Genomic DNA, 21,346 nt, shown 5'->3' with positions numbered 1-21,346 from the left:
ACTATCTCAGAATTATTTTTTGAGTTTCTGTTGTTCCCGAATTAGTATGAAGTCGCACTAGATAAATTCCAGCGTTTAGATTACTTAAGTTTAGATTAATATTACTATTACTCTGTTTAAAATTGTAACGTCTAACTTGTTTACCTAAAACATTATAAATTTCAATTTCTTTTAAGGTTGATGCATGGTTAGTCTGAATAGAGATATTACCATCACTAGGATTTGGCGAAATAGTGATGTCATCTTTTTGTGTGTTAAAATCTTGTACGTTAAGTTGTTTTTGGGTAAAAACTATAGTGCCAATTTTATCAGAATTAAATGGTGAATTTGATGGAGAAAGCATAGAAATAGCTTCGTGCGGGTTAGTAGCATTATTGTTAAGGCTATATCCAGTTCCTTCTTCAGTTCCGGCATCATATGGGAAAAGATCTATAGAAATCTCTGGAATCCATTGCCCTCCATTATCTATCAGAGATATGCTGTTTACAGCAATCATCCAGTCAGGACTAAGAGCAATCATAGAGGCAAGACTAACTAGCGGATAATCAGAACTAACAGTAAGATCATTAATTTTAATTGTTTGATTAGAAGAAGTAGGGAATAAATTCGGGCCTTCTATAAATTGGTCTGCATTATTTGCGGCAATTGCGGTGTTCACTTCGTTAGAGAAGTCACCGAAAAGACCTAATTCTGCAACGTCTTCAATTCCGGGAGTGGCTAAACCACCCATTTCTAAGAAAACAATGTTGTTATTATGTGTAGCACCTACTAATTCTGTAAAATGTGCGTTACCAGGTAAAGTTCCGTGAGATGCCCAATTGCTTGTGAAAACAATATCATATGTGGCAGTAGTTTGGCTATATGTTGTAAATACTAAGAGTAATATAATAGAGTTTAGTATACGTTTCTTCATTTGTGAGTTTGTTGGTTATTTTGATTTGTGTTATATATTCTAAACAGTTGATTACTAAATAACCCTAATTTTTAATTATGATTTATTAGGAACTAATTTAAAACGATATGCATATTTTTGAAGCATTTGTCAATGAAATGTAATCTCATAAAAATTAAGAATGAATTTTGACATCTTGTATACGTTTATAATTGCCACATTGGCCTTATCAATCTCTCCAGGACCTGATAATATTTATGTGTTGATGCAAAGTATTGTTAATGGAAAAAAATACGGTCTTGCTACTGTCGCAGGTTTGATGTCCGGATGTTTGGTTCACACAACATTGGTTGCCTTTGGTGTTTCTGTTATAATTAAACAAAGTGAGATATTGTTTTTTGGGATTAAACTAATGGGGGCTTTGTATTTATTCTTTTTAGCCTATAAAGTATGGAGAAGTAAAGGATCTATTCAGCTTTCTGAGGATTCGGTTGAGAAAAAGAGTGTTGGGCAATTGTTTAAGCAAGGTTTTATAATGAATGTACTGAATCCTAAAGTGTCTATATTCTTTTTAGCCTTTTTTCCTGGGTTTTTATTTAGTCAAGAGTTAAGTAATGTAACGCAGTTTTATGTTTTAGGTTTTTTGTTTATCGTAGTGTCTTTTTTTGTTTTTGGAGGGATAGCAATTATGGCTGGTTATATTTCGGATTTTGTTAAAAGTAATTCAAGGGTTGGAGAGTTCTTAAAATGGATGCAGATAATTGTCTTTATTGGAATAGGAATTTTTATCCTGTTTTCTGAAAAATAATCATATTTTTATACTCTTAATTGAATTTCTTTTAGATAGAAGCTGATAAATGGCCGAAAAAGTAAAAATCATTGAATGTCCAAGAGATGCTATGCAAGGCATCAAGGATTTTATCCCTACAGAAAAAAAAGTACAGTATATCCAATCGTTGTTGCGTTGTGGTTTTGATACTATAGATTTTGGTAGTTTTGTTTCTCCAAAAGCGATTCCGCAGATGGTAGATACAGCAGAAGTTTTATCAAAATTAGATCTTTCGGCAACAGAAAGTAAATTATTAGCGATAATAGCTAATGTTCGCGGAGCTAATGATGCAGTGCAGCATAAAGAAATTGATTATTTAGGATACCCCTTTTCGATTTCGGAAAATTTCCAGATGCGTAATACGCATAAGACCATTGCAGAATCTGTAGAAACTTTACAGGAAATTTTAAATATTGCTGATAAAGCTAATAAACAAGTAGTAGCTTATTTATCCATGGGTTTTGGGAACCCTTATGGAGATCCTTGGAATGTAGAGATTGTGGGTGATTGGACAGAGAAGTTAAGTAATATGGGAGTGAAAATTTTATCACTTTCTGATACTGTAGGTACTTCTAATCCAGAAATTATAGAGTATTTATACGCTAACTTGATCCCAAAATATCCCGATATAGAATTTGGCGCACATTTACATACAACGCCTACAACCTGGCATGAAAAAGTAGATTCGGCCTACAAAGCCGGTTGCAGAAGGTTCGATGGAGCAATACAAGGATTTGGAGGATGTCCAATGGCAAAAGATGAATTAACAGGTAACATGCCTACGGAGAGAATGCTTTCTTACTTTACCACTGTACAGGCTGATACTAATGTAAGAACTATGAGTTTTGAGTCTTCTCATAATGAAGCAACTAAGATATTTACGAAATACCATTAAATAGATAGAGTAATAAAATGAAAAATGTATTAAAAAAAGTAGGGCTGTTATTGTTAGTAGTATTAGTAATTATGCAATTTGTTAGACCAGATAAGAACGAGTCAGGATATGAATCGGTAGCTTATTTTGAAAATGATACAAAGCCAACAGAGAAGGTAAAGGAAATATTAAAAAGTAATTGCTACGATTGTCATAGCAATCAAACCATATATCCTTGGTATGCAGAAATAGCACCAGTTTCTTATTGGTTAGCAGATCATGTGGAAGAAGGAAAAGAACATTTTAATGTTTCTGATTGGGAAGGGTATTCTGATAAGAAAAAAGACCATAAACTGGATGAGTTGATTGAAGAGGTAGAAGAAGGAGAAATGCCACTTTCATCCTATACTTGGATCCACGGTGATTTAGAAAAAGAAGAAATGGAAGTTCTAATTAATTGGACAAGAGAACTTAGAAAAAAATACGCTACAAATTAACTACAGTAGTTAAACAATTTTGGAAACTGGTTTATGAATAGAACGGTTAGATAATCATTTAGGATTACTAGTTTTTTTATCTAATTGTTAAAAATTTAAATTTATTTAGATTTAGTATAAATAAAATTTGCCAGATATATTAGGTTGAATATATTTGCACTTTATTAATTATTTGTAATAAGTCTAAATAAAAAGCAATGAAAATTAAAAGTGTATTCAAAATTGTATGCATATCGGGAACTATCGTTTTAGGTTCTTGTTCTTCTGATGATGACGCAACTCCAATCACGCAAGTAGAAGTGCCTGCTACATATGAATTCCTACGAGAAGGAGAAAGTACTGTAAGCTTTAGTGGTCAAACTACGAGAATAGCAATGGCAGAGGTAATTATCAGCCAATTTGTTGATAATACAAATACCGAAGCTATTATAGATGCAATGTTTGATCATCAAGAAAATGCAGATGATTTTGAAGATGCGGATTTAAATGCTTCTGATAAAAGTGTAAGAAGTAAAACAGCAGCATCAAGAGATTATTTTTCTTCTAACGCTACAGAAGCTGCAGCGATAAAAGCTGATTTTGATGCTTGGATTAATGGTCAGGTTGATGAGGTTTTTCCTAACTGGGCGATAACTGCTACAGCTGGTAATCCAGGAGTTCTTCAAGAAGCTGGAGGTGGATCTAATAGATATGTAAATGCTAATGGATTAGAGTATAATCAAGCATTTGCTAAGAGTTTGATCGGTGCGTTAATGACAGATCAAGCATTAAATAACTACTTAGGTACGGCTGTTCTTGACGAAGCTGATAATGTAACAAATAATGATAATGGAATAGTAGCAGATGGTAGTACGTATACTACTATGGAGCATAAATGGGATGAAGCTTATGGATATGTTTACGGTGCTTCTGTAGATCCAGCGAATCCTAATGCAACTATTGGAGATGATGATAGTTTTCTTAATAAGTATGTTGGTAGAGTAGAAGATGATGCTGATTTTACAGGAATAGCTGATGATATTTATAATGCATTTAAACTAGGTAGAGCTGCTATTGTTGCTAAAAACTATACCGTACGTGATGAACAAGCGGCAATTCTTAGAGAAAAAATTTCTGAAGTTATTGCAGTAAGAGCGGTTTATTATTTACAACAAGGAAAAGCAGCATTAGAAGCTGGTACAGTGGATTATGCAAGTGCATTTCACGACCTTTCCGAAGGATTTGGATTTGTTTATAGTTTACAGTTTACAAGAAATTCAGATAGTAATACTCCTTATTTCACTAGAACAGAGGTACAAAGCTTGATAGACGATCTTATGGGAGGAACAAATGGTTTATGGGATGTAACACCAGAAACCTTAGATGCAATGTCAGAAACAATAGCATCTAAGTTTGATTTTACTGTAGCACAGGCTGGGAGCTAAAAATTAAACAAAATATAAAAATGATAAAAAAGAGGAAGGACTTTGTAATAATCCCTCCTCTTTTTTTACATTTGCAAAAATTTATTAAGAATAAATAAAAATAAGATGAAGAAGTTTGGGTTTTTGACAGTGGTTGTTTTGGTTCTTATTCTGGCTGCCTGCTCATCGAGTGATGATAGTGGAGAAACGACAGATAACTTTGATAGAAAGGCTATGTTAGAAAATGTGGCGGATAATATTGTAATTCCAGCATATCAAAATTTTTCTACAAATATGGCTGCATTAAAAGTAGCTACATCGGATTTTGTAGGTACAACGGATGAATCTAATTTGGTAGCTTTAAGACAGGCTTGGTCAACTGCATTTATCTCTTGGCAATCTGTTAGTATGTTTGAAATTGGGAAAGCAGAAGAGATTTCTTTTAGAAACTTTATGAATGTATATCCTGTTAGTGCTACAAATATAGAAGCAAATATATCTTCAGGAACTTATGATCTTACTTCTGTTTCTCAGCAAGATGAACAAGGTTTTGGTTCATTGGATTATTTAATTAATGGTCTTTCTGATTCTGATGCCGCTATTGTTGGTTTCTATACCGACGCCACTACAGGTACAAATTATAAAAATTACCTTACTGATCTTGTTACCAGAATGGATGATATGACATCTGAGGTGTTAAATGATTGGACAGGTACTTTTAGAGATTCTTTTGTAAATAATAATGGTTCATCTGCTACAAGTTCATTAGATAAGTTAGTAAATGATTTCATATTTCATTATGAAAAACATTTGCGTGCAGGTAAAATAGGTATTCCGGCAGGTGTATTTTCTGGGAATCCATTAGATGATAGAGTAGAAGCGATTTATAAAGGCGATTTATCAAAAACACTTTTTAATGCGAATCTTGACGCATTACAAGATTTCTTTAACGGAAAGGATTTTAGTAGTAATGCTACAGGTCAGAGTTTAAAGACATACCTAGATTTTCTTAATACTATTAAAGACGGTGAGGATTTAAGTAGTCTGATTAATAATCAATTTAATTCAGCTAGAACAATAGCGACGAACCTAAACGAAGATTTTTCTGAGCAAGTGAGAACAAATAATAGTTTAATGCTTAATACGTATGATGAATTGCAAAAGAATGTTGTTTTTCTAAAAGTAGATATGCTTCAGGCTATAGCTGTAAATATTGATTTTGTAGATGCCGATGGAGATTAAATGTAATCTCGTTCTCTTATGAATTTTCAATTAAACGAATATCTTAAAAAAAATACAGAGGCTGCACCACTTGCAGTCTTTCGTATTTTTTTTGGTTTAATGATGTTTATTAGTATTATTCGTTTTTGGAGTTACGGTTGGATAGATAAATTATATGTTCAACCAACTTTTTTCTTCTCGTATTATGGGTTTGATTTTATTAAACCCATTGGCAGTTATACATATCTGATTTTTATTTTATGTGCTGTTTCTGCTCTACTTGTCATGATTGGATATAAATATAGAATTGCAATCATAGTATTTTTTTTAAGTTTTACATATATAGAATTGATGGATAAGACTACGTATCTTAACCATTACTACTTTATTAGTATTCTAAGTTTTTTGTTAATCTTTTTACCAGCTAACGCTTATTATTCATTGGATGCTAAAATAAGAGGGATGTCTTTTCAGAAAATACCAGTTTGGACAATTGATACGCTTAAGTTACTTATTGGAATAGTGTATTTCTACGCTGGCCTTGCAAAGCTTAATTCAGATTGGTTATTAACTGCTATGCCGCTTAAAATATGGTTGCCTTCTAAATATGATATTCCTTTAATTGGTGATTTAATGCAACAAGAATGGGTACATTATACATTTAGTTATACTGGTGCTATTTATGATTTAACAATTCCATTTTTATTACTATCTAGAAAGACTAGAGTTTTCGGCTTTATAATGGTAGTTGTGTTTCATATTTTGACTAGAGTCCTTTTTCCAATAGGAATGTTTCCGTATGTGATGATTGTAAGTGCATTGATATTTTTTGGTGGGAATATACATCACAAGATATTACAATTCATTTCAAGAATATTCAATATTAAGAAAATAGGTTTTGATACTAATAGAGCTTTAATTATAAGATCTGTAAGAACAAAAATTATTGTGTCGATAGTAGGAATATTTTTTGTGATTCAATTACTTTTGCCGTTTCGGTATATGCTATATCCCGGAGAATTGTTTTGGACAGAAGAGGGGTATCGTTTCTCTTGGCGTGTGATGTTAATGGAAAAGGCAGGTTACGCTAATTTTAAAATCGTAGATCAAAAAACTGGAAAACGATTTTATGTTGATAATGATGATTTTTTAACTCCTTTTCAGCAAAAACAAATGGCAACACAGCCAGATTTTATATTAGAGTATGCAAACTACTTAAAAAAACATTTTGAAAAACAGGGGCATCAGAATGTGCAGGTATTTGTAGAAAGTTATGTGGCGCTTAATGGTAGATTAAGTAGTCAATATATTGATCCCACAGTGGATCTTGGAAAACAAAAAGAGTCATTTGAACATAAAACGTGGATTATTCCATTCAAGGATGAGATTAAGGGATTGTAAAGTAGTTGTGTTTTTTTTACTGTTAACTACAGTTGTATCGGCGCAATACAAGATTAAGGGGGTTGTTTTAAATGAAAATAATGGACCAATTCAAGGTGCGGAGGTGTATAATAGATCTACTGGAGAACAAACAATTACAAGAGGAGATGGTAGTTTCGAATTTGTGGATGTGGAGCAAGGGGATTACTATTTATCTGTTTTTAGCTTTGATTATGAAATTTTGGAGCGACAAGTAAAGGTGGATAATGACCTAGAAGTTAATTTTGTTCTAAAAACATTAGGAGAAGAGTTGTCTGAGGTAGTAGTAACACAACGAAGAGAAAAAGTATTTGGACTTAAACGTTTAAAACCTGTAGAAGGAACTGCAATATATGCAGGTAAAAAAAGTGAGGTAGTTTTACTAAGTAATGTTCAAGGTAATTTAGCTTCTAATAATGCAAGGCAAATTTATGCGCAGGTCGCTGGATTAAATATTTATGAGAATAGTACGGGGGGATTACAACTTAATATAGGAGGTAGAGGTTTAGACCCTAATCGTACAGCAAATTTTAACACCCGTCAGAACGGATATGATATTAGTGCTGATGTATTAGGGTATCCAGAAAGTTACTATACACCACCTGCAGAAGCTATTGAAGAAATACAAGTTGTGCGAGGGGCTGCTTCATTACAATATGGAACACAGTTTGGAGGTTTGTTGAATTTTAAAATGAAAAAGCCAAATCCAAACAAGAAAATAGAATTAGTATCTCGTCAAACGTTAGGTTCTTATAACCTTTTCACTAGTTTCAATAGTTTAGGAGGTACTGTTGGTAAGTTTAGTTATTATACCTATTTCAATTATAAGCAAGGTGATGGGTTTAGAGCTAACTCCGAGTTTGATTCTAAGAATGCCTATGTTCATTTGGGGTATCAATTATCGGATAGAACGAAGTTGATCGGGGAGTTTACTTATTTAGACTATTTGGCTAAACAACCGGGTGGTTTAACGGATACTCAATTTAACATAGATCCTACATTTAGTAATAGAACTAGGAATTGGTTTGATGTAAATTGGAAATTATTTTCTTTAAAACTAGAACATGAATTTTCTGACAGGACAGATTTTAGTCTTAATCTATTTGGTTTGGATGCTTCTAGATCTGCAGTAGGTTTTAGAGGAATTCCTGGTAGTCTTAATACAAACCCTATTACAGATGTTGATGAAGTAGATGGATCTGGCAATTTTGTGAATTCTAGAGATCTTATTGTTGATAATTTTAGAAATTGGGGAGCAGAGGCAAGATTACTTACTAGATATGATTTGCTAGATAAGGAATCTGTTTTTCTTATTGGTTCGAAGTTTTATAAAGCATCCAATGATTCTAGACAAGGATCAGGAGGTCTTGGGTCAGGGCCTGATTTTAACTTTCAGGATGAGACTTTTCCTGATTACCCTAATCAATCTTCTTTTGATTTCCCCAATGTTAACCTCGCTATTTTTGGAGAAAATATTTTCAAATTATCAGAGAAGTTTTCTATTACTCCAGGATTTAGATTTGAATATATTAAAACAGAGAGTGAAGGAACTTTTAATAATGTAGTGTTTGATAATGCTGGTAACCCTATTGCTAATAACACAGAGACGGATAATAGAGAATTGGATCGATCTTTTTTTCTTTTCGGAATAGGGTCTAGTTATAAACTTAATAATTCTCTAGAAACTTATGTGAATGTTTCACAAAATTATAGATCTATTACTTTTAGTGATATAAGAGTAGTAAGTCCAACATTTAGAGTGGATCCAAACATAGGAGATGAAGAAGGCTTTACCGCGGATATTGGAGTACGAGGTAGATTAAATAATATGTTGTCATATGATGTGAGTGTTTTTGGGCTGGTGTATGATGATAGAATAGGCATTGTTTTTAATGATAGGGCTGAACGCGTAAGAGGAAACATCGGAGATGCGTTTATTTATGGAGTAGAGAGTTTCGTAGATTGGAATATTTGGAATACATTTTCTGGAGATAATGAAAATTATAGATTAAATCTTTTTGCTAACACTTCTTTTACCAGTTCAGAATATACATCGTCTGATCTTTCGGGGGTAGAAGGAAACAAAGTAGAGTTTATACCAGAGATTAACCTAAAAACGGGACTTAAGTTTGGTTATAAGAATTTTCTAGCAAACCTTCAATATACATACCTTTCTGAGCAATTTACTGATGTTTCTAATGCTTCTGTAGCTTTAGATGGAGATAATAGAAATGGTATTATTGGTGAGATTCCATCTTATTCAATTTTAGATGTTTCTTTTTCTTTCACATATAAGAAGTTTAAATTAGAAACAGGAGTTAATAATCTTTTAGATGAGAGTTATTTTACGCAAAGAGCTACGGGATATCCAGGTCCTGGAATTATACCATCTGATCCTTTAACTTGGTATGCAACATTGCAATTTAAGTGGTAATAAGGATAAAATTTAACTTTTGTTTACTTGTATAATTAACTTTTGTTCAATCTATGGTTTTGGTTTTAATCTATAAATTTGCTTAAAACACAGGTTATGAAAGAGTTTGAGGGTTATGATACAATGATGGCAGAATATTACAATTCGATTCCGGCATTAGTTCTTCCGTTATCTAGTTGGGAATTCTATGGAGAACATAATTGGTTTTTGAATAATTTTAAGAACGATCTTGATTCTTTAAATAAAATAACAAAAAAATGGGATTTCGAGAACGTATATCATAATGAGCTTGTTCATAAAAAATCCGTTATAGTTATTACTAATGCGGATCTTAAAATAGTATATGCTACTCGTAATATTGAAAAAATGAGTGGATACACACCGCAAGAGGTTGTGGGTAATTCTCCAAAAATGTTTCAAGGTGAACAAACGGATCTAAAAACATCTAAGATTATTAGAGCCGCAATTGATAATCAAGAACCGTTCGAAGTTTCGATTGTTAATTATAAAAAGGATAGATCTACATATTTATGTCATATTAAAGGTTTTCCTGTAAGAGACAAAAAAGGAAAATTAGTTAATTATATAGCTTTTGAACAAGCGGCTTAGTTTAAAAATCAATTTTCACATTTATTGTTGTAAATACTTATCTATCGTTTTAGCTTAGAAAAATAATTTTATATAATAAAAAATAAGGTCAGTTAACGTTATGAATGTTGACTGACCTTTATTATGAAATACCTAATTCGGGTTAAAACTAATTACTTGCTCTTTTAGGATATGGAGGTCTTTTATGTTCTTTAGATGGATTATTTTTTAGTTCTTTCAAGGCTATTTCTATTGCTTTTTCTAATTGGGGATCCCTTCCTTTAATTACTTCAGACGGTAATTGATCTACTTCTATGTCTGGCGCTACACCAACATTTTCTACAATGAAACCATCTTCTGTCCAAATTGCTACATTAGGAGCGGTAACGCTTGCACCATCAATAAATTCTGGAAATCCTAAAACTCCAACTAAACCTCCCCAAGTTCGTTTACCTACCATTTGTCCTACTTTAAATTTTCTAAACATCCATGGTAACATATCTCCACCAGATCCAGCGGTTTCATCAATGATCATTACTTTAGGTCCTTGAATAGAAGCACTTGGTGTTTTTAGATCCTTTCCATACCTGAAATTCCAATGAGATTGATAAGGGTTTAGTAATAAATTGATATAATAATCCGCTATCTGACCACCTCCATTAAAACGTTCATCAATAATAATCGCTTTTTTATTGGCTTGTGGGAAGAAATATCTTTTAAAATATTCATGACCAGCACCAGCAGTATTTGGAACATATACATACGCTACCTCACCATTAGTAGCTTCGTGTACTTTTTTTAAATTTCCTTCTATCCAATCTCGATTACGTAATCGATACTCACTAGCTATAGGCGTTACTTTTACGACTCTAGAATTTTTATATGAGTTATTAGGACTTATGGTAATTTCGGTAATTTTATTTGCGGTATTCTCAAAAACACTAAAAAGGTTCATAGTACCTTCGATATTTGTTCCGTTTACAGCTAATAAATAATCCCCCTTATTCACTAAAACTCCGGGCTCTGTTAGCGGTGATCTTAAATCAGGAGTCCAATTTAATCCACCATAAATTTTCTTAAATCGATACCTATTGTTTGTTATTTCATAATCGGCTCCAAGAAGACCTCCAGGAATTCTTTCAGGAGTATTCAACTTTTCTCCACCTCCTTGTAGTCTATGATGACCTACAGATAATTCACTACACATCCATTGTATAACTCTGTTAAGGTCATTTCTGCAGGAAAGATGAGGTAAAAACTGTTGGTATTTCTTTTTCATTCCTTTCCAATCAGAACCGTGCATTCCTGGGTCATAAAAATAGTCACGATTAATCCTCCATGCTTCTTCGAAAATGTTTTCCCATTCCTTCATTGGGCTCATTTTTACCTCTATTTCATTAACTTTTAAGATTCCTTTTCCGGACTTTGGTTTTTTTCCTGTATCTGTGATTCCCCAAGTATCTCTTTTTTGGTAAAGCATTTTTTTACCGTTGGCAGAGATAACATAATCATCCAGATCCATCACCTTAGAATCTTTACGTTCTTTTAGATCATACTGATGAAGTGAAGAAGGTGCTGAACGATCTAATGGGTTCCGGGAAATATATAAGATTTTACTAGCTTCACCAGAATTTAATCCGTAATAATTACCAGCCCGTATGGGAAGATCAATTATTCTATTTTGAATACCATCTAGATCAATTTTTAATAATTTTTCTGCCTCTTCACTTTCTGATGATTTTTCTTCTTCTTTAGTTTCTTCTTCATCACTTTCTTTAGCAAAAGGAGAGATGATGTCTTTTCTAAGTGTAGCTAAATAAATAGAGTTGGTAGCTGTCATATCCTGGTTGGACTGATCAAACCAGTTAACAACGGGTCCGGCATCGGTAGAGGCAAAGAAATAAATATAATCTCCGCTTGGATCAAAAATAGGATTGGTAGCATTACTTAATCCATCACTTATAGGGTATGATTTTGATTCCTGTAAATTGTATAAAAATACTTGCTCAAAGTTAGAATCTATGATTTTAGAATAAACAATCCATTTAGAGTCATGAGACCAATCTCCAAAAATATTTCTAAAAGCCCCTGGAACATAGTATTCATCACTGGCAATTTTTGAAACTTTTTTAGAATCGACATCTAGAATATATAAATTTCTACCATTATCAGAAAAGCTAATTTTTTTGCTATCTGGAGACCAATTTGTATAAGCGTAAAAACCTGTGCCTGGGATTTTAAATTTTCGAGAATCTCCTTTTCCATCTTGCGATTTAATATGTAATTCATATTCTCCAGAATCATCAGAAAAATAAGCAATGTTTTTTCCGTCAGGAGACCAAGAAGGATATTTTTCATGACTTCCCGTGCTTTGAGTTAAGTTTCTAGAATCTCCTTTATTTTCAGGAACGGTTATAATTTCTCCTCTATAGTCAAAAACTGCTCTTTTTCCAGAAGGAGATATATCAACGGAACGCACGTATCGTGAACTCTTTACATATCTATCACGTAATTCTAAGAGATCTGTGGCAATACCTATAGTTAGTTTAGTACTCGTTTTTGTACTGATATTATATGTATGAAGATAACCGGCTTGTTCAAAAATTATTTTATTATTTCCTAAATCAGCATTTGTAATAGGGAACTTATCAAATTGAGTAAGTTGTTCTATTGTTTTTGAGTTTATCTGATAAGAAAATAGATTAAATTCCCCATTGCGATCACTTAAGAAGAATATAGTATCATCTTTCCACATAGGTTGTACATCATTACTTCCTCCTTTAGGTTGCGGGATTTTAACAATTGATTTATCATTAAATGAGAATAACCAAATATTAGCAGTAGTACCTCCACGGTAGTTTTTCCATTGCTGAAAACGTTCTCTTATTGGTGTATATGCCATATACTTTCCATCGGGAGAATAGGTGGCATGCCATGCATTCGGTATTTCTAGTTCTGTAGGAAAACCACCAGTAACCGGAACTGTATAAAGTTTAGAATATCGATTGGTATGAATAGCCCTTTGTGAATTAAATAGCACAGCATTACCATCTGGAGAAAAACCTAAAGTAGTATCCCTCATAGGATGCCAGGTCAGTCTTTTAGGAATACCTCCTTCTACAGGAATGATAAAAACATCGACATTTCCATCATATTCTGCATTGAAAGCAATGTGCTTGCCATCAGGCGAAAAAACAGGATTGGATTCTATTCCTTTATCTATGGTTAATCTACGAGGTTGAGAGCCATCAGAATTTGCAACCCATAGATCTTCTGCATAAATAAATGCGATATGTGATTGACTAATTGCTGGTGTATGCAACATTCTTGTATCCTTAGGATCTGTGGCATAAGATTTAAAAGAGTACAGAATTGCTAAAAAGAATACTGTGTAAAAGATTGAATTTAATTGTTTCATAAGCTTTATGATTGATGAAGATTTATGTGTTTTTATTTAATAAATGAAATTAAGTTTTTACGAATTGGATTCTGTTAATCATATTTTAAAATATATAGTTTTCAATCTTATAATTGGTATGGATGGATGTATTAAGATTAATGTTGAAAACCAATATAGTAGTTGTTTAGCCTAAATAGAATTAAGTTTTTTTGTTTGATTATAAATTCCGCAAACTATTGTTTGTTAGTTTGTTAATCTGTTGTTAAAGATGTTTTTGGGATGTAACAATCTTTGATGCCTAGTAGTCTTATAAGCATAAATCAATAAAAACGAATAGAATGAAAAAATTAAATGTTATGCTGTTAGCAGTAGCTTTTGCAATCAGTAGTGTTGCAACTGCAAGTACAAAACTAACAGAGTCAGAAACTAATTTCACGCAGGAAATTAAAGAATTATTAAAAAAGCCTTCTTTTAAAATAGAAGATGAGATTGAGGCTAGTGTTACTTTTACTTTAAACGATGAAGGTGAAATTGTAGTCCTTTCTGTTAACTCTGATAGTGATGTCATTAAAGGTTACATTAAAAACAGGCTAAATTATCAAAAGATAGAAGCTAAACCACGCACTGGAGTTAAATTTTATACGATGCCAGTGAGGGTAGTTGCCTCTTAAGGTATAAAAGTAAAGAAATAGAAAATCCTGGATTCATCAACCAGGATTTTTTTTATGCGTTTACTTTCCTGTAATATAGTGTATACTTACGGTTGCCAATTCAGAATTCGGGAATTTAGAAAAATGATTTGGATCGCTTTGTAATCCTACTTCTTCGATAACTTTAAGGAAGGAATTGATTTCTAAAATATATTGATCAGAAAATCCATGGGTGGCATCATAAGCTGTAGCCGCTGTGCTTCCGATATTATTAGAGACTATGTGTGGAGGTACAGTATGTAATTCTATAACGATTAAACCAAATTTAGCAATATGTGGTTCCCATTTTTTAAAATGATCCTTTAGATTACGTTCTACATCATCATTTTGTAGTAACTTTCCTCTATATGCAAATGCCCCTGTAGATTCACTAGACGTATTTAATGTAGATATTGGTTCACTCCATATTCTGTTATGATCTAGAAAAGTTCTAACAGATAAAAGATCTTTTAGCTCAATTTTGTAATTTTCTTTTAAATCCTTTTCGAGAAGATCAGGATCGCTAATATCACCCCAAATAACTTTTGCCCAGATATCTGCTTGAATTAAATTTGCTCTTGTAACTTTTAGTGCTGCTTTGTTATAATCTGCACCAACTAAAAATAAAGGATGGTCATCTAGGTGTTTACCTCTTAATGTTTTTGATTCAATGATTTCGAAAAGATGAATAAGAAATGCGCCATTTCCGCAACCCATATCAAGAATCCCTTTGGGTTGTTCTTCTAAAGGTTTATTGAATAGACTAATAATAATTTCATCAATTTTTTTAAAATAGGTGGTGTGAGCTCCTCCGCTGCCCCATACATTCATTTCGCGGTCTACATGGGATTCGTCAGAACTTTTCTCAGTGTTCCATAAAACGTTTGGATCACCAAATAATAATTGATCCATCTGTCTAAACATTGGGATGTAAGAAACTGTTACGCCATATGCTGTTGCTCTTTTAGCAAAAAACAAACCTTTGTTAGTAAAAGTGTAGTTGTCATTATTTTTGCTAAACCATCCTAGATTGCTTAAAAAAGAAAGGATCGTATCAAAACTTGCGGGAAATTTGTGATATTCATCTGCGCTAAAAGAAGCTTCCATAAAATATTTATGAAACATTCCGCCCATTCCAAGATGTACAATAGTAGGGCCTACTAAAATCCCTTCGATATGTTTTAAGATTTGATGCTGTATTCTATTTGTAGTGGCATCTTCGGAAAAAGAAAGATTAAATGAGTTTTTATACTGAGTAATTAATTTTTCTAATTTGTGAAATGGCTCTAATTCGAATTTTCTGGGATGAAATTTACCGGAGTATTCTAAAAGATCAACAACACCTTCATATAAATAGAAATAATCAAATGCTATTTTTGTATACTCATTTAGGGATACTTTGATCGTATTTTGCTTAACTTCATAGATCAACCAACTTTGGGAAGAAAGCATTCTGAGTGCTACGTTTATATATCCTGCATTTCCTCCAAATTCTTCTATGATTTCAGAAATGGATACACTTTTTTTAGTAACGATATAATCAGTTATTCCTTTTTTTAAGAGTGAATAGGCAACAGGAGCAACGGTTATACCATCTAAATGTCTGAATAATTCTTCTCGGAATATTTGCTTCTCCTCTTTTGTTAGCATAGATACTTAATTAAGTTGGTTGTCAATTGTTTTAGTTCAATGATTTACCAAATTAAGCATTTATTTCCGAAGTTTTTTTAGGATTTTTTGTTAGCTGTTTGCTTTTTGTCTTTTTTTTCAGGCATCGGTCCTCTTAAATGAATAACAAGTCCATTAAGAAAATTACGAAGAATTTGATCCCCGCATTCCATATATTTAGGATGATTTTCATTTCTGAAAATTGCACCAAGTTCGCTCTTTGTTACTTTAAAATCTACTAATGAACAAATTTTTACAATTTCATCATCTCGCAGTTTGTGAGCTACTCGTAATTTTTTGAAAATATCATTATTTGTTAATCCCATAGAACAAAGGTACCTTTTTAATTGACTTCAAGAAAAAAATATCCTTTATGTTCCAAAACAAATATGTTTATAGGATATTTGCATTTTTAAATTATATAGTAAAATATGTATAGTAAGGAAGAGAAATTAAGTTTGTTATCAGAAATGATTGATTTTGCTAAGGCTGATAAAAAAATAAAAGATGAAGAATATAATTTTATTTTAGCTGTGGCTTCTCAATTAGAGATATCAGAAGAAGAGATTGGTTATTTAGTGAGAAATAGTGCTGAGAAACGAAATCTACAGCCAGAATCTCAAAGAATACTTCAGTTTCATAGATTAGTGTTGTTAATGAATGTGGATCAAGAAGCAGCTCTTTCGGAAGTAGATAAAATCAAAGAAATGGGCTTGCATATGGGATTACGACAAGAAGCTGTTGATACGGTTTTAAAGGAAATGCATAAATATCCCAATAAAGTAATACCTCCAAAGGACTTAATAGAGATTTTTACTAGGTTTTATAATTAAAGAAGAAAATTATTCATAATAAATATAGCCTTCAGATATCCTCTGAAGGTTTTTTTTTGGTTTTGTCATAATGATTTGACATTTTGTCATTATTTTCAAATACAAATATGTCAAAATGACACAAAAATAGTAATGGAACTCTAATTGCTATATACTCATTGAATTTAAATCTAGAATAACTTTAAAAAAATAAATACAATGAGTTTAATTAAAAGAACAGACAGATTACCACTTATTTTCGACGATATTTTTAATACCGATTGGTTTGGTGGTATCGCCAATGAGCACAAAATAGGTTTTAATACTCCAGCAGTGAATGTAAAAGAGAGCGATAATGATTTTATTATTGAATTGGCTGCACCAGGTTTAGTAAAAGAAGATTTTAATATCGAATTAGATAATGATGTATTAACAATCTCTTCGGAAACTAAAAATGAGGCGAAAGAAGAAAAAGATAATTATACAAGAAAAGAGTTTAGTTATCAAACGTTTAAACGTTCATTTAATTTGCCAGATACAGTAAATATCGCGGATATTTTAGCTTCTTATGATAATGGAGTATTATTAGTGAAACTTCCTAAAAAAGAAGAAGCCAAGGTACAGCCTAAACGTTTAATAGAAATTTCATAAGTTGTTTTTTGAGATTTGAGTTAGTTAGTTAATGTTACGAAAACGCCCTTATATCAAGGGCGTTTTTTATGTTTTAAAGGCAAATGTTAGCAATTAGTTTTTTGCTTAGTCTTTGTCAAATTTTATAATTACGAAAATTTTCCGTATCATTGTGATATCAAAATGATATTATTATGAAAAAAGAAAAAAATATAAAGACAAGTAATGGTTACATGATGTTGATGGTACTACTATTGTTAATAGTAGGAGTTGTTACTGGTATGGTTGTGACAAAAAATCCTCTATTTCTGACTTTAATAGTAGTTATTGTATTGGTAATCAAAGGTTTTTTTATTGTAAACCCTAATAGTTCTAAAGTAATGGTGCTTTTTGGAGCGTATAAAGGAACAGTAAAGGAAAATGGTTTTCTATGGGCTAACCCTTTTTATTCGAAACAAAGGATTTCTTTAAGAGCTAGAAATTTTTATAGCGAACGAGTAAAAGTTAATGATAAAATTGGAAATCCTATTTTGATAAATGTGATTTTGGTTTGGAAAGTTAGTGATACTTATAAAGCAGCTTTTGATGTAGATCATTATGAAGATTTTGTGAGGGTACAAACAGATGCGGCAGTAAGAAAATTAGCAGGTTCATATCCTTATGATAATTTTGCAGAGGGACAGATAGAGGTAACTCTCTTATCTGGTATGGATGAGGTAAATGAAGCTTTAGAAAGTGAAATAACGGAACGCTTGGCTATTGCAGGGATAGAAGTTATGGAAGCTAGAATAGGGTATTTGGCTTATGCTCCAGAAATAGCAAGTTCTATGTTAAAAAGGCAACAAGCTGTAGCAATAGTAGCAGCGCGTAAAAAGATAGTAGAAGGAGCTGTGGGGATGGTAGAAGATGCATTGCTTAAATTATCTCAGGACGAAATAATTGATTTCGATGAAGATAAAAAAGCTTCTATGGTTAGTAATTTAATGGTAGTTTTGTGTGGTGATAAGGAGGCGACTCCTGTTATTAATACAGGAACACTACATTCGTAATTTATGAGTAAGAAAAAATCATTTGTTCTTAGGATATCCCCAGAAACTTTTAAGTTAATAGAAAAATGGGCAGATGATGAATTTCGTAGTGTTAATGGTCAGTTAGAATGGATGATTTCTAAAAGCCTTAAAGATGCCAAGCGACTTAAACCCAAAAAAAAGGATGATGATTCTGAAAAGGAATAGGAAATAACATAATTTGCAAATGATTGTTTTCAAAAATGGGATGATTCGAAAACAATCATTTAATAAGTTATAATGTATTACCGTAATAACAATCTTTAGAAAGGGCTTTAGAATAGCTTGTTTTACTTTCTAAATCCATAATAAGATATGTTTCTTTTTTTAGCTTGATTTCTATCCTGTTGTACTTCCAATAAACCTTAATATCATTGGACTTAAGATTTTTAATGTAGCTATATTTATTTGCATAATCTGTGGTTAGAGGAGGTGCATTTCCATTTTTTGTAGCTTCTTTAGGGCTCATAGTAATAGATTCTGGATCTACTACAGAACAAAGAAACCCATCAAAATCAATACCTTGTTTGTCAGGGTTTAAAACATAAACCCAGATTGAGTATTCATCTTCTTCTATCATTAATGTTCTACCTGATATTGGATCAGTAGAAGTTATAAAAATACCATCGGTATTATTCTCTGTTCTAGTTTTTAAGGTGCCTAAAGCAAAAACACTAGTAAATATTGATAATAAAATTAATTTCATTTTTGGGGCGTATTTGATAATATTAATTGAATACTACAAATGATCTGATGTACTATTCTTAAGCCCTAATAAAATTATGTGAATCATTATCCGATTGAAATTCGGATGGTTTGTGTGGTTCACGAATTTAAGAAATTAATTGTTAACTTAGATCTATTTTGAGTCTTAATTTTGTGAGATTTCCCCCTTTTGTATTGAAGGAAAAATCTTATTTTTTTACTATTTCTGACTCTAATTCTTCTAAACCTGACTACTCATCTGTTAATTTTTATCCACTGGTTAAGTGTTTTTAAAACAGGGTATTGATGTTTAGTTCGGTCTTGTTATAATGTTTTGAATAATTATAAAATTCATTATAAAAATCGAGATAATGAATGATTAAATTTAAAGACTACTCAAGCAAAAAAATATTAAACTAAACTTAATTTTATAGCGCTTTCTGCGCAAGCAATAATAGCATCTTTGACAGGTATTGGTTTCCAATCTAAAAGTTTTACGGCTTTATTATTATTTACCTTTCTTTCTGTACCCAAGTCAATCAAGATTGGTTTAATTGTTTTGTCGATATTAGAAAATAACCGTACTGCAAAATCTGGTAAAGTAAACTTAGGAACTTTTTTATTTGGATAATTTTCTCTCAATATATTAGCAACTTCCTGAAAAGTCATATAACCTGCAGAGCCAACAAACCGTTCTCCTGCTGCTTCAGGAGTTTCTAGAGCTCTTATGTGTAAATCCGCAACTGATCTTACATCAACCATATCAAAACCAATTTTTGGAATTGCAGGAGAGCTGCCATCCATAGCTTTGATGACAATATTGGCAGAAGTTCCAAAATCTTTTTCAAGTATAGGACCTAAAATAGCTCCAGGACATACAGTAGTCAACTCTAATCCGCTAGTATCATTTCTAATAAAATCCCAAGCTGCCTGTTCTGCAATAGTTTTACTTCTAAAATATGGAGTAGAATCATTTATATTGGAAACATCGGTCCAATTGTTTTCGTCAAAAATACCTTTTCGATTTGATTTGTCTTTTCCATAAATAATTGCACCAGATGATGAGGTAAGAACCACTCTTCTTAATCCGTGCATAGAAGCGGCTTTTAGAATATGTAAAGTTCCTGATTTAGCTGGTATGATAAGATCATCTTCGTTTTTGGGTAATTCTCTTGGAAATGGAGATGCAATATGTAAAACATCCTGAACCTCGCTAACCAAATCATACCATACATCTTTATCTAATAAATCCGCTTCTGCAAAACTTAGTTTATCAATATTTGGGGTCTTCTTTTTTATAACTTCTTTGATTTCTTTGGCTCTATCCATACTTCTTAAAGTACCGATTACCTCATATCCTTTATTTAATAATTGTATAGCGGTATGTGAACCTAAAAAACCAGTAATACCTGTTAATAATACCTTTTTGTTATTCATGCTTAATATGATTTTTTCGAATTTATAGATCCAGCCATTTTTTGAAATTAGAAGTTCTTTCTCTAGAAACAATAATTTGCTCTTCTTCTTGAGGTTTTAGTTTTAGTAATAATCTACTGTTAAAATAACTGTGAATCTCTATGACTGATTTTACCGATATCATAAATTTTCTATTAATCCTAAAAAAATGAACGGGATCTAGAATTTCTTCCAATTGATCAATAGAATATTCAATAGGATATTGTTGACCATTATGAGAATAAAGGAATATTAATCCTTCGTTAGATTTGAAATAGGCAATATCTTCTACACTAAAAGTATTGAACTGATTTCCAACCTTAATCATAAATCGTTTTTTGTACTCTTTATTAAATAGCTTTTTGATGTTTGCTAATTTTTGTTCGTCAAAAATGGGTTCACTATTGGATTGTGATTTTCTATATTTATTTAGGGCATTATTAAGATCATTCCGATCTATCGGTTTTAATAAATAATCTAATCCATTGTATTTAAAACCTCTAATAGCATATTCATTATATGCTGTAGTAAAAATAACAGGAGGATGATCTTCTAGCATATCCAAAATATCAAATCCATATCCATCGTTTAATTGTATATCTAAGAATATTAAATCTGGTTTTTGATTATTATCAAACCATTTACGGCCATTTTCTACAGATGTAATTTGCCCTATAATATTTATTTCAGGAGCCAACTCTTCTATTAAAGAAGCAAGTCGTTTAGAGGCAAAATTTTCATCTTCAACAATTACTGCTGTCAT

The 21,346-nt window shown here is 31.9% G+C and carries 20 protein-coding genes; 13 read left to right on the top strand and 7 right to left on the bottom strand.

Going from position 1 to position 21,346, the window contains the following annotated elements:
- Window position 1: 1 nt before the first annotated feature.
- Window positions 2–913 (bottom strand): spondin domain-containing protein, encoded by a 912-nt coding sequence (locus tag H526_RS0106650; protein ID WP_027392279.1) that lies wholly within the window; start codon window positions 911–913, stop codon window positions 2–4.
- 160 nt (window positions 914–1,073) lie between these two features.
- Between H526_RS0106650 and H526_RS0106645 the strand changes: the two genes are divergently transcribed.
- The 8 genes from H526_RS0106645 (at window position 1,074) to H526_RS0106610 (ending at window position 10,178) form a co-directional block, all read left to right on the top strand.
- Window positions 1,074–1,700: a LysE family translocator gene (locus H526_RS0106645; RefSeq protein ID WP_027392278.1), complete on the top strand. Its 627-nt coding sequence runs from the start codon at window positions 1,074–1,076 to the stop codon at window positions 1,698–1,700.
- 49 nt (window positions 1,701–1,749) lie between these two features.
- Window positions 1,750–2,616 (top strand): hydroxymethylglutaryl-CoA lyase, encoded by an 867-nt coding sequence (locus tag H526_RS0106640; protein WP_027392277.1) that lies wholly within the window; start codon window positions 1,750–1,752, stop codon window positions 2,614–2,616.
- Between the two features lie 17 nt (window positions 2,617–2,633).
- Window positions 2,634–3,092 carry a heme-binding domain-containing protein gene (locus tag H526_RS0106635; protein WP_027392276.1) on the top strand — a complete coding sequence of 153 codons (459 nt, stop codon included), beginning with the start codon at window positions 2,634–2,636 and terminating at the stop codon, window positions 3,090–3,092.
- A 197-nt stretch (window positions 3,093–3,289) separates the two neighbouring features.
- Window positions 3,290–4,516: a DUF4856 domain-containing protein gene (locus H526_RS0106630; RefSeq protein ID WP_027392275.1), complete on the top strand. Its 1,227-nt coding sequence runs from the start codon at window positions 3,290–3,292 to the stop codon at window positions 4,514–4,516.
- 105 nt (window positions 4,517–4,621) lie between these two features.
- On the top strand, window positions 4,622–5,737 hold the full coding sequence (locus H526_RS0106625) for an imelysin family protein (protein WP_027392274.1): 1,116 nt from the start codon (window positions 4,622–4,624) through the stop codon (window positions 5,735–5,737).
- Window positions 5,738–5,755: 18 nt separating this feature from the next.
- Window positions 5,756–7,117, top strand: a complete 1,362-nt coding sequence (locus H526_RS0106620) for an HTTM domain-containing protein (protein ID WP_027392273.1) — start codon at window positions 5,756–5,758, stop codon at window positions 7,115–7,117.
- On the top strand, window positions 7,098–9,569 hold the full coding sequence (locus H526_RS0106615; protein WP_027392272.1) for a TonB-dependent receptor domain-containing protein: 2,472 nt from the start codon (window positions 7,098–7,100) through the stop codon (window positions 9,567–9,569). Before H526_RS0106620 ends, H526_RS0106615 begins: the two co-directional genes overlap by 20 nt.
- A 96-nt stretch (window positions 9,570–9,665) precedes the next feature.
- Window positions 9,666–10,178 carry a PAS domain-containing protein gene (locus H526_RS0106610; RefSeq protein WP_027392271.1) on the top strand — a complete coding sequence of 171 codons (513 nt, stop codon included), beginning with the start codon at window positions 9,666–9,668 and terminating at the stop codon, window positions 10,176–10,178.
- A gap of 148 nt (window positions 10,179–10,326) precedes the next feature.
- Here the strand turns inward: H526_RS0106610 and H526_RS0106605 are convergent, their stop codons facing one another.
- Complete coding sequence (locus H526_RS0106605) at window positions 10,327–13,575, bottom strand: S41 family peptidase (protein WP_027392270.1); 3,249 nt, start codon at window positions 13,573–13,575, stop codon at window positions 10,327–10,329.
- A gap of 320 nt (window positions 13,576–13,895) precedes the next feature.
- Here H526_RS0106605 and H526_RS0106600 point away from each other — a divergent pair, with 320 nt between their 5' ends.
- The gene (locus tag H526_RS0106600; RefSeq protein ID WP_027392269.1) at window positions 13,896–14,228 is read left to right on the top strand and encodes a hypothetical protein; all 333 of its coding nucleotides are present in this window, start codon (window positions 13,896–13,898) and stop codon (window positions 14,226–14,228) included.
- Window positions 14,229–14,288: 60 nt separating this feature from the next.
- Here H526_RS0106600 and H526_RS0106595 read toward each other — a convergent pair whose 3' ends face one another.
- On the bottom strand, window positions 14,289–15,896 hold the full coding sequence (locus H526_RS0106595; RefSeq protein WP_027392268.1) for a class I SAM-dependent methyltransferase: 1,608 nt from the start codon (window positions 15,894–15,896) through the stop codon (window positions 14,289–14,291).
- Window positions 15,897–15,973: 77 nt separating this feature from the next.
- On the bottom strand, window positions 15,974–16,240 hold the full coding sequence (locus H526_RS0106590) for a DUF1456 family protein (protein WP_027392267.1): 267 nt from the start codon (window positions 16,238–16,240) through the stop codon (window positions 15,974–15,976).
- A 105-nt stretch (window positions 16,241–16,345) separates the two neighbouring features.
- Here H526_RS0106590 and H526_RS0106585 point away from each other — a divergent pair, with 105 nt between their 5' ends.
- The 4 genes from H526_RS0106585 to H526_RS0106570 all read left to right on the top strand — a co-directional run bounded on the left by H526_RS0106585 (window position 16,346) and on the right by H526_RS0106570 (window position 18,591).
- On the top strand, window positions 16,346–16,747 hold the full coding sequence (locus H526_RS0106585; RefSeq protein ID WP_027392266.1) for a hypothetical protein: 402 nt from the start codon (window positions 16,346–16,348) through the stop codon (window positions 16,745–16,747).
- 198 nt (window positions 16,748–16,945) lie between these two features.
- Window positions 16,946–17,377 carry an Hsp20/alpha crystallin family protein gene (locus H526_RS0106580; protein ID WP_027392265.1) on the top strand — a complete coding sequence of 144 codons (432 nt, stop codon included), beginning with the start codon at window positions 16,946–16,948 and terminating at the stop codon, window positions 17,375–17,377.
- A 173-nt stretch (window positions 17,378–17,550) separates the two neighbouring features.
- Entirely contained in the window at window positions 17,551–18,405 is an 855-nt protein-coding gene (locus H526_RS0106575) for an SPFH domain-containing protein (protein ID WP_027392264.1), read from the top strand.
- A gap of 3 nt (window positions 18,406–18,408) precedes the next feature.
- Window positions 18,409–18,591, top strand: coding sequence for a type II toxin-antitoxin system antitoxin (locus tag H526_RS0106570; RefSeq protein ID WP_027392263.1), 183 nt, complete (start codon window positions 18,409–18,411; stop codon window positions 18,589–18,591).
- 67 nt (window positions 18,592–18,658) lie between these two features.
- On the opposite strand, the gene H526_RS0106565 is transcribed toward H526_RS0106570, so the two are convergent.
- The 3 genes from H526_RS0106565 to H526_RS0106555 all read right to left on the bottom strand — a co-directional run bounded on the left by H526_RS0106565 (window position 18,659) and on the right by H526_RS0106555 (window position 21,346).
- Complete coding sequence (locus tag H526_RS0106565) at window positions 18,659–19,129, bottom strand: hypothetical protein (RefSeq protein ID WP_051336020.1); 471 nt, start codon at window positions 19,127–19,129, stop codon at window positions 18,659–18,661.
- A 410-nt stretch (window positions 19,130–19,539) separates the two neighbouring features.
- Window positions 19,540–20,565 carry an SDR family oxidoreductase gene (locus H526_RS0106560; RefSeq protein ID WP_027392261.1) on the bottom strand — a complete coding sequence of 342 codons (1,026 nt, stop codon included), beginning with the start codon at window positions 20,563–20,565 and terminating at the stop codon, window positions 19,540–19,542.
- A gap of 22 nt (window positions 20,566–20,587) precedes the next feature.
- Window positions 20,588–21,346, bottom strand: a complete 759-nt coding sequence (locus H526_RS0106555) for a LytR/AlgR family response regulator transcription factor (RefSeq protein WP_027392260.1) — start codon at window positions 21,344–21,346, stop codon at window positions 20,588–20,590.

The organism is Aquimarina latercula DSM 2041, assembly GCF_000430645.1.
GTDB lineage: Bacteria > Bacteroidota > Bacteroidia > Flavobacteriales > Flavobacteriaceae > Aquimarina > Aquimarina latercula.
Note: the sequence above shows the minus strand (reverse complement) of the source record. Positions and strands in the feature narration are given on the sequence as shown.